The organism is Methyloversatilis discipulorum, from assembly GCF_000385375.1.
GTDB classification, from domain to species: domain Bacteria; phylum Pseudomonadota; class Gammaproteobacteria; order Burkholderiales; family Rhodocyclaceae; genus Methyloversatilis; species Methyloversatilis discipulorum_A.
In genome coordinates this window covers 3918792-3932063 of sequence record NZ_ARVV01000001.1, presented here as the reverse complement: position 1 = coordinate 3932063, position 13272 = coordinate 3918792, and the positions used below count along the sequence as shown (strand labels likewise).

General features: G+C 66.0%; 14 protein-coding genes. 8 read left to right on the top strand and 6 right to left on the bottom strand.

Features of this window, described 5'->3' with window-relative positions; translation table 11 throughout:
• Window positions 1-38: 38 nt before the first annotated feature.
• Entirely contained in the window at window positions 39-2273 is a 2235-nt protein-coding gene (locus tag METRZ18153_RS0118215) for a TonB-dependent receptor family protein (protein WP_020166098.1), read from the bottom strand.
• Window positions 2274-2513: 240 nt separating this feature from the next.
• Between METRZ18153_RS0118215 and thiS the strand changes: the two genes are divergently transcribed.
• From thiS to trmB, 3 genes are read left to right on the top strand one after another with little or no spacing between them, the layout of a single operon-like run.
• A complete protein-coding gene (gene thiS / locus METRZ18153_RS0118210; protein WP_020166097.1) occupies window positions 2514-2729 on the top strand; it encodes a sulfur carrier protein ThiS in 216 nt (71 codons plus the stop codon).
• Between the two features lie 15 nt (window positions 2730-2744).
• A complete protein-coding gene (locus tag METRZ18153_RS0118205; protein WP_020166096.1) occupies window positions 2745-3533 on the top strand; it encodes a thiazole synthase in 789 nt (262 codons plus the stop codon).
• 47 nt (window positions 3534-3580) lie between these two features.
• Window positions 3581-4300: a tRNA (guanosine(46)-N7)-methyltransferase TrmB gene (trmB, locus tag METRZ18153_RS0118200; protein WP_020166095.1), complete on the top strand. Its 720-nt coding sequence runs from the start codon at window positions 3581-3583 to the stop codon at window positions 4298-4300.
• Window positions 4301-4345: 45 nt separating this feature from the next.
• On the opposite strand, the gene hemW is transcribed toward trmB, so the two are convergent.
• The 5 genes from hemW to METRZ18153_RS0118175 are packed head-to-tail and all read right to left on the bottom strand — an operon-like array spanning window position 4346 to window position 8789.
• A complete protein-coding gene (gene hemW, locus METRZ18153_RS0118195; protein ID WP_020166094.1) occupies window positions 4346-5563 on the bottom strand; it encodes a radical SAM family heme chaperone HemW in 1218 nt (405 codons plus the stop codon).
• Window positions 5560-6156: an RdgB/HAM1 family non-canonical purine NTP pyrophosphatase gene (gene rdgB / locus METRZ18153_RS0118190; RefSeq protein ID WP_020166093.1), complete on the bottom strand. Its 597-nt coding sequence runs from the start codon at window positions 6154-6156 to the stop codon at window positions 5560-5562. The genes hemW and rdgB overlap by 4 nt, the downstream gene beginning before the upstream one ends.
• A gap of 5 nt (window positions 6157-6161) precedes the next feature.
• Complete coding sequence (gene rph, locus METRZ18153_RS0118185; protein WP_020166092.1) at window positions 6162-6881, bottom strand: ribonuclease PH; 720 nt, start codon at window positions 6879-6881, stop codon at window positions 6162-6164.
• 1 nt (window position 6882) lies between these two features.
• On the bottom strand, window positions 6883-7800 hold the full coding sequence (locus METRZ18153_RS0118180; RefSeq protein ID WP_020166091.1) for a PP2C family protein-serine/threonine phosphatase: 918 nt from the start codon (window positions 7798-7800) through the stop codon (window positions 6883-6885).
• Entirely contained in the window at window positions 7797-8789 is a 993-nt protein-coding gene (locus METRZ18153_RS0118175; protein ID WP_020166090.1) for a serine/threonine protein kinase, read from the bottom strand. Before METRZ18153_RS0118175 ends, METRZ18153_RS0118180 begins: the two co-directional genes overlap by 4 nt.
• 153 nt (window positions 8790-8942) lie before the next feature.
• On the opposite strand from METRZ18153_RS0118175, the gene METRZ18153_RS0118170 reads away from it, so the two are divergent.
• The 5 genes from METRZ18153_RS0118170 (at window position 8943) to METRZ18153_RS0118150 (ending at window position 13263) form a co-directional block, all read left to right on the top strand.
• Window positions 8943-9797 carry a YicC/YloC family endoribonuclease gene (locus METRZ18153_RS0118170; protein ID WP_020166089.1) on the top strand — a complete coding sequence of 285 codons (855 nt, stop codon included), beginning with the start codon at window positions 8943-8945 and terminating at the stop codon, window positions 9795-9797.
• A gap of 88 nt (window positions 9798-9885) precedes the next feature.
• A complete protein-coding gene (gene gmk, locus METRZ18153_RS0118165) occupies window positions 9886-10506 on the top strand; it encodes a guanylate kinase (protein WP_020166088.1) in 621 nt (206 codons plus the stop codon).
• Between the two features lies 1 nt (window position 10507).
• Window positions 10508-10714, top strand: a complete 207-nt coding sequence (gene rpoZ, locus METRZ18153_RS0118160) for a DNA-directed RNA polymerase subunit omega (protein ID WP_019916482.1) — start codon at window positions 10508-10510, stop codon at window positions 10712-10714.
• 55 nt (window positions 10715-10769) lie between these two features.
• Window positions 10770-13034, top strand: a complete 2265-nt coding sequence (locus METRZ18153_RS0118155; protein ID WP_029143873.1) for a RelA/SpoT family protein — start codon at window positions 10770-10772, stop codon at window positions 13032-13034.
• 22 nt (window positions 13035-13056) lie between these two features.
• Window positions 13057-13263 carry a DUF3460 family protein gene (locus METRZ18153_RS0118150; RefSeq protein WP_020166086.1) on the top strand — a complete coding sequence of 69 codons (207 nt, stop codon included), beginning with the start codon at window positions 13057-13059 and terminating at the stop codon, window positions 13261-13263.
• Window positions 13264-13272 lie beyond the last annotated feature (9 nt).

Below are 13272 nucleotides of genomic sequence, written 5' to 3'. Positions count from 1 at the left end.
CGCGCGGACGGGAAATCTGGGCAGAGGCAGGGCGTGGATCAGAAGTCCCAGCGCACGCCAGCGATCACCTGCCGCGGCCGGTTCACGTGGATGCCGTTCACGCGGCTCACGATATAGGTGCGGTCGGTCAGGTTGGCGGCACTGAGGAACAGCGTCATGCCTTGCGGCTTCAGGCGGTAGTTGGCCGATGCGTTGAATATGGTCTGCGCATCGATCTCGCCCGATTGGCCGTCCGGCAGCGGCGTCTTCGAGTTCAGGCCGTCGGTGTACTGCTCGCTGATGTGCTCGACACCCAGTCGCATGTCGAAGCCCGACGCGTGCTCGTAGCCGATCGCCGCGGCCAGCAGGTGGCGCGGCGCGTACGGCGTGCGGTTGCCATTGACGTTGACCTCGCCGATCTCGTTGCGCGCAGCGTCATAGACGGTGTTCAGCACGTCGTTCTCGAAGCGCGCCGTCCACAGATGCGTGTACGAGCCTTTCAGGTAGACGTTGTGCGCACTGCCGTTCATGCGGCCGAAGTCGATGCGGCCGCCCAGCTCCAGGCCTTCCTTGCGGGTTTCGCCGCCGTTGGCGAAGGTCTGGCCGAGGCCGAGCGACTGGCCGGGCACGATCTGGTTCTTGAAGTCGATGCGGAACAGCGTGGCTTCGAGCTGCACGCCCTTGAGCGGCGCCGAACGCATGCCCAGCTCGTAGTTGGTGCTCAGTTCCGGGCTCACCGCGACGTAGTCGGCGTCGAACGGCGACAGCGTGGCGTCCGGGCGCGGCGGCGCGAAGCCGCGGTGCACGCCGGCGAACACCGTGGTGTCGGGCATGCCGAACCAGGTTACGCCGAAACCGGGCAGCACCTTGTCGTTCTTGTCGGACAGGCGGGCATTGACCGGGTTGAAGTCCTCGGTCGAGGCGCTGAAGGTCTGCCGGTACTGTTCGTAACGCACACCCGGCGTCAGCGACCAGTTACCGACGTAGAAGGTGTTCTGCACGTAGCCGGACAGCGCGTCGGTCTTGATGCGGAAGTCGTCGCGCAGCAACGTGCCGATCGAGTTCTCGCGCGCGGTCGAGAAGGCGCCGTTATAGCGCTTGCGGCTGACATCCTCCCAGTGCAGGCGCACGCCCATCACCAGCTCGTTCTGGATGCCGAAGGTGTTGTGCTTCAGGTCCAGCCGCGGCTCGATGCCGAAGGTTTCATAGGTGCGCGGACGCATGTTGTTGCCGCACAGACGGGCGAAGTCCTCGAAGCCGTTCGGCACCGTGTAGTCGATGTTCGCCGGGCAGGCGCCGGACAGCGGCACCGGGTCGCCGTCGCGCAGCGTTTCCAGTTCGTCCTCCTCGGCGATGGCGTCGAGCTGGCGGTAGGAGGCGCGATCCACCTTGCTGTAATACATATTGGTGGTCAGCTTCGCCTCTTCGTTGATCTGGAAGGTGTGCACCGCCTGTGCGGCGTTGCGTTCCAGTTCGAAGCGGTCGTCGCGGAAGGGGTTGGCATACGGGTCGCGCTCGTAGCGGGCCTGGTCGAGGCCGGCTTCGCCGAACTTCGAGTCCTCCTCGAAGTAGCCGTACTTCAGCATCAGCGTGTTGCGCGCATTCAGGTTCAGCAGCGCCTTGATCGACACGTCGGTCATCTTGTGCTCGTTGCCGCGGCGGGTGCCGTCGCCTTCCTTCTGGCTGGCGCTGAGCAGCACGCCACCCCAGTCGCCGCCGGTGCCTACGCTGGCCGACAGGCCGTAGAAGTCGCGGCTGCCGGCCGAAGCCTGCACCGAACCCTCGAACTTGCGAGGCACGTCCTGCGTGACGAAGTTGATCACGCCGCCCACCGTCTGCGGGCCGTGCACGATCTGGCCCGAGCCCTTGATCACCTCGATGCGGCGGATGCGCTCGAGCGGCGTGTGGTAGTGCGTGGTCGGATCGGCGTACGGTGCCAGCTGGATAGGGGCGCCATCTTCCAGCAGCAACGTGCGGCTGCTGCGGCGCGGGTCGAGGCCGCGCACGCCGATGTTCAGGTTCAGACCGAAGGCGTCCTCGCCGACGACATGTACGCCCGGCGCTTCACGCACCGCTTCCATGATCGACAGCGGGCGCTGCGCTTCAAGCTGTTCCGGACCGATCGCATGGACCGAGCCGGGAATGGCTTCGAGCCGGTCCGGCAGGGCTTCGATCACGGTGATCGCGGGCAGCGCGGTCGGGCTGCTCTGGGCGTGGGCGACGCCACCGATGCAGCCGATCGCCAGCGCGATCAGGGTGGGGGCGGGACTCCTCGCGATTTTTCTGGTTCTCACGTCTCTGATTCTCCGTTGTCGCGCGCGAACGCCTGCACATGCGAGTGCGCAGCCGGACGGCACGGGGTGGCTTGTGTTGCGCGCCCGGGCGCACCTTCTCGCGGGTGCATGGACAGACATCGGGCGCGGGGCGACTATGATCAGTAGCGTACTAATTGTTAAGGGACAAACTCCCGACCTGATCCGGCGCATCCGCCCGGCCCGGCGTGCGTTGCGCTGCAATACCGGTACACTTGTGCGGTGAGCGCACCCACCGTATCCATCCATCTGAACGGCCAGTCGCACCCGATCACGCCCGGGCAGACCGTGGCCGACCTGGTCGCCGCACTGGCGCTGACCGGCAAGCGCATCGCGGTAGAGCGCAACGGAGAAATCGTGCCGCGCGCGTCGCACGCGCAGACCGTGCTGAGCGCCGGCGACCGCCTCGAAATCGTCGTTGCCGTAGGCGGCGGCTGAACCCGGAACATTCGCATGAGCAAGGACATCCTGAAGATCGGCACGCGCGAGTTCTCGTCGCGTCTGCTGGTCGGTACCGGCAAGTACCGCGACTTCGACGAAACCCGCGAAGCGGTCGAGGCCTCCGGCGCCGAAATCATCACCGTCGCCATCCGCCGCACCAATATCGGCCAGGAGCCGGGGCAACCCAGCCTGCTGGAGGTGCTGCCGCCCGACCGCTACACGCTGCTGCCCAACACCGCCGGCTGCTACACCGCTGACGACGCGGTGCGCACGCTGCGGCTGGCGCGCGAACTGCTCGATGGCCACAACCTGGTCAAGCTGGAGGTGCTGGGCGACGCCGACACGCTGTTCCCGGACATGACGCAGACGCTGGCCGCGGCCGAAACACTGGTGCGCGACGGCTTCGACGTGATGGTCTACTGCTCGGACGACCCCATCATGGCCAAACGGCTGGAAGAGATCGGCTGCGTCGCGGTGATGCCGCTGGCCAGCCTGATCGGCTCCGGCATGGGCATCCTGAATCCGTGGAACCTGCGCCTCATCATCGACAACGCGCGGGTGCCGGTCATCGTAGATGCCGGCGTGGGCACGGCGTCGGACGCCGCCATCGCGATGGAGCTCGGCTGCGACGGCGTGCTGATGAACACCGCCATTGCCAAGGCGCAGAACCCGGTGCTGATGGCCAGCGCGATGAAGAAGGGCGTCGAGGCCGGCCGCGAAGCCTTCCTCGCCGGCCGCATGCCGCGCAAGCTCTACAGCGGCGCGCCCAGCTCGCCGACCAGCGGCCTGATCACCGGCTGAACCCACTTCGCGCGGCGCCTGACGCGTCGCGCTGCAGGATTTTTCGCATGAACGACGACAACACGCCGGACACCTCGGAGGGCGCTGACGACGCGCGCCCGCAACGCCACATCCGCAGCTACGTGCTGCGCCAAGGCCGCATGTCGCCCGCCCAGATCCGCAATATCGAAGAAGGCATGCCGCGCTGGGGCATTCCGTACGCGGCGCAGGCGATCGACTACGCCGCTACTTTCGGGCGTACCGCGCCGGTGGTGCTGGAGATCGGTTTCGGCATGGGTTTCACCACCGCCGATATCGCGGCCGCGCGGCCGGATACCGATTTCATCGGCATCGAGGTGCATGGCCCGGGTGTCGGCAACATGTTCAAGCTGATCGCAGAACAGCAGCTCGCCAATGTCCGCGTCATCCAGCATGACGCGGTCGAGGTGCTGCGCGACATGATTCCCGATGGTTCGCTGGCCGGCGTGCACGTGTATTTTCCCGACCCGTGGCCGAAGAAGCGCCATCTGAAGCGCCGCCTGATCCAGGCACCGCTGGTCGCCCAGCTCGCCGCCAAGCTCGCGCCCGGCGGCTATCTGCACTGCGCGACCGACATCGAGGATTACGGCCAGCAGATGCTGGACGTGCTGTCCGCCGAACCCTTGCTCGAAAACACCGCCGACGGTTTCGCGCCGCGACCGGACTACCGCCCATTGACCAAGTTCGAGGCGCGCGGCCTCAGGCTGGGTCACGGCGTGTGGGACGTGATCTTCCGGCGCAGGGGCTGAAGCCGCAGCTGCGGGTCCTCGCACTGCGACGACCCGCAGGCATCCTCAGTCGAGAAATCGCTGCAGCAGCTCGTTCAGGAAGCGGCGTCCCCGCAGCGTCGGTTTCACCCGACCGCTGTCCAGTTCGAGCAGGCCGGCTTCGCGCGCTTCGAGCAGTCGTGGCATCAGCTGCTCCAGCGCAAGGCCGGTGTGACGCGCGAACAGGTCGACGTGGAAGCCGTCGTTCAGTCGCGCCGCATTCATCATGAATTCGAAGGGCAGTTCATCTGTGCCGACCATGCGCGGCTCCTGCACGAAATCGCCGCGCGCCGCGCCTTCCAGATAGGCGTTCGGATGCTTGTGCCGCATGTCGCGCCGGACGCGATCGTGGAAGCTCAGCTTGCCGTGGGCGCCGGCGCCGATGCCCAGGTAGTCGCCGAACTGCCAGTAATTCAGGTTGTGCAGGCACTGCTGGCCCGGCCTGGCGAAGGCCGAGGTTTCGTAGTGCATGAAACCGGCTTCGGCCAGCTGCGCTTCTATCGCCTCCTGCATATCGGCCGAAACGTCGTCGTCCGGCAGGTCGGGCGGCTGCGCCGCGAATGGCGTATTCGGTTCCAGCGTCAGGTGATAGCAGGACAGGTGGGTCACGCCGGTGGCGATCGCGGTGTCGAGATCGGCGAGCGCCTCAGTCAGCGTCTGCTGCGGCAGCGCGTACATCAGGTCGATGTTCACCCGTTCGAAGGTGCGCAGCGCGAGGTCGATGGCGCGCCGCGCCTCGCGCGTGTCGTGGATGCGGCCGAGCGCGGCGAGCTGTCGGTCGTCGAAGCTCTGCACGCCGATCGACAGACGGTTCACGCCGGCGTCGCGGAAACCCTTGAAACGGTCGGCTTCCACCGTGCCCGGATTCGCCTCCAGCGTGATTTCCGCTTCCGGCGACAGATTCACGCGTGCGCGCACTGCGGTGAGCAGGCGGTCGAGCGCGTCCGGCGTCATCAGGCTGGGCGTGCCGCCGCCGAAGAAAATGGTTTGCACCCGGCGGCCCCAGATGTCGGGCAGCGACGATTCCAGGTCGGCGATCAGCGCGTCGATGTATGCGGTTTCGGGAATGCCGTCACGCACCGTGTGCGAGTTGAAGTCGCAGTACGGGCACTTGCGCACGCACCAGGGGAAGTGAATGTACAGCGACAGCGGCGGTGAAACGGTGAAGACCGGTGCAGATGTTGCTGCGCCCGCCGCAACCGGCTGCGCGGCGCGCGCCGGCTTCAGCGGGATGATGCGGCTCATGACGGTGTCTTGAGCCGGTCGAGCAGGTGTCGCATCGCCGCCGCGCGATGCGACAGCGTGTTCTTCAGTTCCGGCGCCAGTTCGGCGGCGGTCTGTTCGAGCGAAGGCACGAAGAAGTGCGGGTCGTAGCCAAAGCCGCCGTCACCGCGTGCCTGCGCGACGATTTCGCCATGCCATTCGCCGTCGGCGATCAGCGGCTGCGGGTCGTCGGCCGAGCGCACCAGCACGATGACCGAATAGAAGTGGGCGCGACGGTCGTCGACGCCGTGCAGATCGGCGATCAGCTTGGCATTGTTGGCGAGATCCGATTTCGGTTCGCCGGCGTAGCGCGCCGACAGCACGCCCGGCTTGCCGCCGAGTGCGCTGACGCACAGGCCGGAGTCGTCGGCCAGCGCAGGCAGCCCGGTTTCGCGCGCCGCGTGGCGTGCCTTGGCCAGCGCGTTCTCGACGAAAGTGGGGTGGGGTTCTTCCGCCTCGCTGACACCAAGCGAGCCTTGCGTGACCACCTCGATGCCCAGTGGCGCCAGCATGGCCGACAGCTCGCGCAGTTTGCCGGCGTTGTTGCTTGCGAGGACCAGGCGTTCGATCGTCATCGGGATCAGATCTCCAGTGCGCGGCGCTGCGCGGCGATCAGGCCGTTGATGCCGTTCTCGGCCAGATCCATCAGCGCGTTCAGTTCGTTGCGGGTGAAGGGTACGCCTTCGGCCGTGCCCTGCACTTCGCACAGGCCACCGGATGCGGTCATCACGACGTTCATGTCGGTGTCGCAGTTCGAATCCTCGTCGTAGTCGAGGTCGAGCACCGGCGTGCCTTCGTGTATTCCGACCGACACCGCGGCGACCAGTTCGCGCAGCGGGTTGGCGGGCAGCAGTCCCTTCTTCACCAGACCGGTCAGCGCGTCGTGCAGCGCGACGCAGGCGCCGGTGATCGAGGCGCAGCGGGTGCCGCCGTCGGCCTGCAGCACGTCGCAGTCCAGCGTGATCTGGCGTTCGCCGAGCGCGGCGAGGTCGGTGACCGAACGCAGGCTGCGGCCGATCAGGCGCTGGATTTCCTGGGTGCGGCCGGTCTGCTTGCCCTTGGCCGCCTCGCGCGCGCTGCGCGTGTGGGTGGAGCGAGGCAGCATGCCGTACTCGGCGGTCACCCAGCCCTGGCCCTTGCCGCGCAGGAAGGGCGGCACGCTCTCTTCGACGCTGGCGGTGCACAGCACGCGCGTGTTGCCGACCTCGATCAGCACCGAACCTTCGGCGTGGCAGGTGAAGTTGCGGGTGATGCGCAGGTCGCGCGCCTGGTCGGGCCGGCGGCCGCTGGGTCGTGTCACGTCATTGTCCCTTCGAGTACTTGTTGATCGCGGAATTGATTTCCGCGATGGCGGATTCGATTGCCGATTCGTCCCACTCTTCGCGCATCGACGCGCGGTCGCCGAAGCTTTCGATCACCGTGGTGTGACGGTCGAGCGGCAGCGTGCGGGTGGTGACCGAGCCCTGAGGCTCGTCGGCGTAGTTGTCGTGCCAGTTGATCGCCACCGTGGTCAGGTTGTCGGCCGTGTCTCCGCCCGCTGCCTCCGCCTGATCCATCAGCCGTGGCACGGCGGTCATCACATCGGGGTTCTCGAAGGTCTTCAGCAGCACGTCGTTACCCAGCGGACCCCACACACCGTCGCTGCACAGCAGTACGGTGTCGCCGGCGAGCAGCGGCGTCTTGCGCGAATACTCGATCTGCGGCGCGATCGGGCCGCCGAGACAGCTGTAGATGCGGTTGCGGTGCGGGTGTGTCATCGCACCGTCCTCGTCCAGCAGGCCGCGGTCGATCATGCGCTGCACGCGCGAATGGTCGCGCGTCTGCGTCATCACGTGGCCGGCGCGCAGCACGTACAGCCGCGAATCGCCGGCGTGCGCCCAGTAGGCGACCGAATCCTGAATCACGCAGGCGACACAGGTGGTGCGCGGACCGTCCTCGAGGTCGCGCTCGTCGGCGTAGTCGAGGATGGCGCAATGTGCGTTGGTCAGGCCGCGCGACAGGAACAGGAAGGGATCGTTCAGCCGCGGCTTGGCTTCGCGCTGGAAGGATTCGACCAGATACTGCACCGCGATCTGCGCCGCCACCTCGCCCTGGAAGTGACCACCCATGCCGTCGGCCACCACCAGCAGCAGTGCGTCGCGCGAATACGAGTAGGCCATGCGGTCCTGATTGGACTTGCGCTTGCCGACACGACTGTCCTGAAAGATCGTGAATCTCATTTGCTCATCCAGGTACTGAAGCGGCTGAACTGTGCGCGCACGCGGTCGAGCCAGTGTTCCGAAGCGTTGGTGCTGGCGCTGCCCGCCGCCGTCAGTTCGGCTTCCTCGTTCTCGCGATCCCAGGTGGCCAGCGATCTCTGCAGCGCGAACACGCTCTGCGGCCGTTTCAGGTGATTGAGCTGCATGCACAGATCTATGGTTTCGAGCAGCTGCTTCGAGTACTGGCCTATCCAGCGCTCGGAAGCGAGGATGACCGTATCGTTCTCCATGCGCAGGTCGGCCGCCTGCGGTGGTCCGCCCGACAGGCAGGCGTACATGCTGGCGCCGACGCTGTAGATGTCGCTCCACGGACCGAGCAGATCGCGGTTGCGGTAGTGCTCGGGGGCGGCGAAGCCGGGCGTGTACATCGGCTTCAGCATCGGCGTATCGACCATCAGCGTGTTGCGCGCGGCGCCGAAGTCGATCAGTACCGGCGAACCGTTGTTGCGCAGGTAGATGTTCGACGGCTTGATGTCCAGGTGCAGCAGCTTGTGCGAATGCACTTCGCGCAGGCCGTTGAGCAGGCGCGTGAACACGTAGCGGATGAAACTTTCGCGGATTTCGCCGCGGCGACGCGTGATGTAGTCCTGCAGCGTGCGGCCGCGCTCGTAGCGCATCACCATGTATACGGTGTCGTTGGCGCGGAAGAAGTTCAGCACGCGCACCACGTTCGGGTGATTCAGCCCGGCCAGCGTGCGTCCTTCCTCGAAGAAGCACTTCATGCCATAGCGGAAGGCCGGCAGGAATTCCTCGGGAATCTTCGGCTGGATATGGCCTTCCTCGCGCAGGGCCAGCGCGTTCGGCAGATATTCCTTGATCGCGACCGGCGTGTTGTCCCGGTCGTGCGCCAGATAGACGATGGAAAACCCGCCCAGGCTCAATTGGCTGTGGATGCGGTACTGGTCCAGTTCAAAGCCCGGCGGCAGGGCGCAATTGACTTGTGGGGGCATTCTGCGGGCCGCTATGATCCTTGTTTCGGCGCGATTCTGGGCGTTTGCCCACAGGCTGTAAAGCTGCCCGACACTTGCTGTCGACAGCGTTTGCACGCGTTGATGACCGATGGATCAACAGGGGAAGAACGCGTGGCAGGCAGCATACACAGCATGACGGGTTTCGCGACGGCTGCAGTCAGTGTCGGCGCAGCGACGCTGAACCTTGAGCTCAGAACCGTTAATTCGCGTTTCCTCGACCTGCATTTCCGGCTGCCCGACGAACTGCGTGTGATCGAGCCCCTGCTGCGCGAGCAGATCACCGGCGCCTTGTCGCGCGGCAAGGTCGATTGCCGTGCCGGTCTGCAGGCGAGTGGCGAATCCAGCCGGGAGTTGGCACTGAACCCGCAGCTGCTGGCCCAGCTGGTGGCGCTCGAAGCCGGCGTGCGCGCGGCACTGCCACAGGCCGCCTCGCTGTCGGTCGCCGAGGTGCTGCGCTGGCCCGGCATGCTGGGCGACGACACGATACCGGCCGAGGCGCTGACCGAAGCCGGGGCACGGGCGGTGCGGCAGGCGCTGGCCGACCTCACCGCCTCGCGCAGCCGCGAAGGCGTACGACTGGCCGGCATGCTGATGGAGCGCGTCACCCGCATGCGCGAACTGGTCGCGCAGGTCACGCCGCGTGTGCCCGAGGTGGTGCGCGAGTACCAGGCCAAGCTCGTGCAGAAGCTGCAGGAAGCCATAGGCAGCGCCGACGACGAGCGCATCCGCACTGAAGTCGGTCTGTTCGCGGTGCGCATCGACGTTGCCGAGGAACTGAACCGGCTGTCCGCGCATCTCGACGAAGTGGAGCGCATCCTCGCCAAGGGCGGCAGCGCCGGCAAACGGCTCGACTTCCTGATGCAGGAACTGAACCGCGAGGCGAACACGCTGGCGTCCAAGTCGGTCGCGCAGGACGTGGGCGGCGTCGCGATGGAGCTCAAGCTGCTGATCGAACAGATGCGCGAGCAGGTGCAGAACATCGAGTGAGCCCGAGGGAGTCGCTTGGCGGCTCCAGATTCACGCCGGCCTGCCGTTGACGCGGTTCCGGCGGATTTCGTCCTTTTCATCGCAAGACATGGCTAAACGCGGCGTACTTTTCATCGTCAGCGCACCGTCCGGTGCAGGCAAGACCACGCTGGTGCGCGGTCTGCTCGAACGTGACCCGCAGATCGGACTGTCGGTGTCGCACACTACGCGGGCGGCGCGTCCGGGCGAGGTGGATGGCGTTGCCTATCACTTCGTCAGCACCGACGCTTTCAGCGCGATGCGCGCGGCGGGCGACTTCATCGAGTCGGCGCACGTGCATGGCAATTACTACGGCACTTCGCGTCGCTGGCTCGAAGAACGGCTCAATGCCGGCCATGACGTGCTGCTGGAAATCGACTGGCAGGGCGCGCAGCAGGTGCGTGCGCTGTTTCCGGAGGCGGTGAGCATCTTCATCCTGCCGCCGTCATTCGAGGCGCTGGCGCAGCGGCTGACCGGTCGCGGATCGGACGCGCCGGAGGTGATAGAACGAAGGCTGGCTGCGGCGCGCGAAGAGATCGGTCATCTTCGCGAGTTTGATTTCGTTATAATCAATAACATACTGAGTCAGGCGCTGGACGAAATGGTCACCGTCGCACGCGCTGCGCGGCTGCTCCGATCGAGCCAGATGGCCCGACATCCTGAGTTCTTCCAATCCCTGGGTGTGAATTGATATGGCACGCATTACCGTCGAAGATTGTCTGAAGCGCATTCCGAATCGTTTCCAGCTGACGCTGGTCGCTACCTACCGTGCCCGCCAGCTGTCCGCAGGCAGCACGCCGCAGGTCGATGGCGACAAGGACAAGCCCACCGTCGTCGCGCTGCGTGAAATCGCCGCCGGCAAGGTCGGTCTGGAAATCCTGAATCGAGGCCAGGCCTGATGAGGCCGGGCTGTCAGCGCTGAACTGAATGAACCGACCGGTGGACGACCTCATCATGCCCACCCCGGTCGCCCACGTTACGCCTGCACCGCCCATCGTCAGCCTCGGCCCGGCTGACAACGATCCCGACGCCGGTACGCCGGCGCCCCCCTGTTCCACGGTCGCCGATCTCGAACGCCTGATCGCCGACATTTCCACCTATCTGCGCGACGAAGACGTGCAGCGCGTGCGCGACGCGTACGCGCTGTCGGCCAGTGCGCACGCCGGGCAGTTCCGCATGAGCGGCGAGCCTTACGTGTCGCATCCGCTGGCGGTCGCCGAAATCCTTGCCGGCTGGCAGCTCGACTCCCAGGCGCTGTGCGCGGCGCTGCTGCACGACGTGATGGAAGACACCGCCATCACCAAGGCGGAGATTGCCGAGCGCTTCGGCAAGGTGGTGGCGGAACTGGTCGATGGCGTGTCCAAGCTCGACAAGATCGAGTTCCAGTCGAAGGAAGACGCGCAGGCCGAGAACTTCCGCAAGATGCTGATGGCGATGGCGCGCGACGTGCGCGTCATCCTGATCAAGCTGGCCGACCGCACGCACAACATGCGCACGCTGGGTTCGATGCGGCCAGACAAGCAGCGCCGCATCGCCCGCGAAACGCTGGAAATCCACGCCCCGATCGCCAACCGCCTCGGCCTGCACGCGGTGTACCGCGAGCTGCAGGACATGTCCTTCCACGCGATGCACCCGATGCGCTATCGCGTGCTGGAGCGCGCGATGAAGTCGGCGCGCGGCAACCGGCGCGAGGTTGTGGGCAAGATCACCGAAGCGATCCGCACCCGCCTGCCGGAGCGCGGCATCGAAGCCGACGTGTTCGGCCGCGAGAAGAGCCTGTATTCGATCTTCCGCAAGATGCGCGACAAGCACCTGACTTTCTCGCAGGTGCTCGACATCTACGGTTTCCGCGTCGTGGTGAAGGACGTGGCGGCCTGCTATCTGGCCCTTGGCGCGCTGCATGCGCTGTACAAGCCGGTGCCGGGCAAGTTCAAGGACTACATCGCGATCCCGAAGGCCAATGGCTACCAGTCGCTGCACACCACGCTGATCGGTCCGTTCGGCACGCCGGTCGAGGTGCAGATCCGCACCGCCGAAATGCACCAGATCGCGCAGAACGGCGTGGCTTCGCACTGGCTGTACAAGGACAGCGAACAGTCGCTCGACGACCTGCAGGCCAACACCCACCGCTGGCTGCAGTCGCTGCTGGAACTGCAGAGTTCGGCGCCGGATTCTGCCGAATTCCTCGAACACGTGAAGATCGATCTGTTCCCGGGCGAGGTGTACGTGTTTACGCCCAAGGGCAAGATCATGTCGCTGCCGCGCGGCGCCACCGCGGTCGACTTCGCCTACGCCGTGCATACCGACGTCGGCCACTGCTGTGTGGCCTGTCGCATCAACCAGGAACTGATGCCGCTGCGCAGCGAGCTCAGCAGCGGCGATCAGGTCGAAATCATCACCGCCTCGCACCCGAACCCGAACCCGGCCTGGCTGGGTTATGTGAAGACCGGCAAGGCGCGCGCGCAGATCCGCCACTTCCTGAAGACCATGCAGGTCGAGGAATCGGCGCAGCTGGGCGAGCGTCTGCTCACCCAGGCGCTGCGCCAGTTCGGTGTCACGCCGGACGAGATCGGCGATGCCTCGTGGGCGCAGTGGCTTGAGACCGCCGAGGTCAAGAGCCGCAAGGAGGCGCTGGCCGACATCGGCCAGGGCAAGAGCTCGGCCACCTTCGTCGCGCGCAGTCTGCTCAAGCTGCAGACCGCCAGCGAGCAGCAGGGCACGCCGCTGCCGGCGCCGGAGAGCGCGCTGCTGATCCGCGGTTCGGAAGGCATGGCGGTGCAGATCGCGCGCTGCTGCCAGCCGATACCGGGCGACCCCATCGTCGGTCAGCTGCGCGTCGGTTCCGGCCTGATGATTCACGCGCATGACTGCCCGACGCTGCGCCGCAACCGCAAGGACGGTGACCAGTGGGTCGACGTCGAGTGGGAACGCGACAGCAGTCGCGTGTTCGAGGTCGGCATCCGCGTCATCGCGGCGAACCGCCCGGGCGTGCTGGCCAAGGTCGCATTCGAGATCGCCGAATGCGGCGCCAACATCCAGAATGTCGGCATGGAAGAGGACGGCAGCCTCTACACGCAGATCCACTTCACGCTGCAGGTCAGTGATCGCGTCCATCTGGCGCGCATCATGAAGGGCCTGCGCCGCGTGCCGGAGGTCGTGCGCATCGCCCGCGTGCGGGCCTGCGACAAGGCCGACGAAACGCGCGGCAAGACACATTGAGTCGTTTCCAACGGAGTTTCAATTGGCTGATTACGAATCCGATCACACGCGTTTCATGCGCGAGTACCTCGAAAAGCACCCGGAACAGATCGAAGAGCAGCGTCGCGGTCGCGCGCTGTGGTGGGACAAGCCGCAGGACTTCGAAGCGCAGCGCCGCTTCAACGAAGCACGCGTCGCGCAGAAGCCCTATCCCTACCAGACCGACCTGACGCCCACCGACGCGCACTGAAGCCGCACC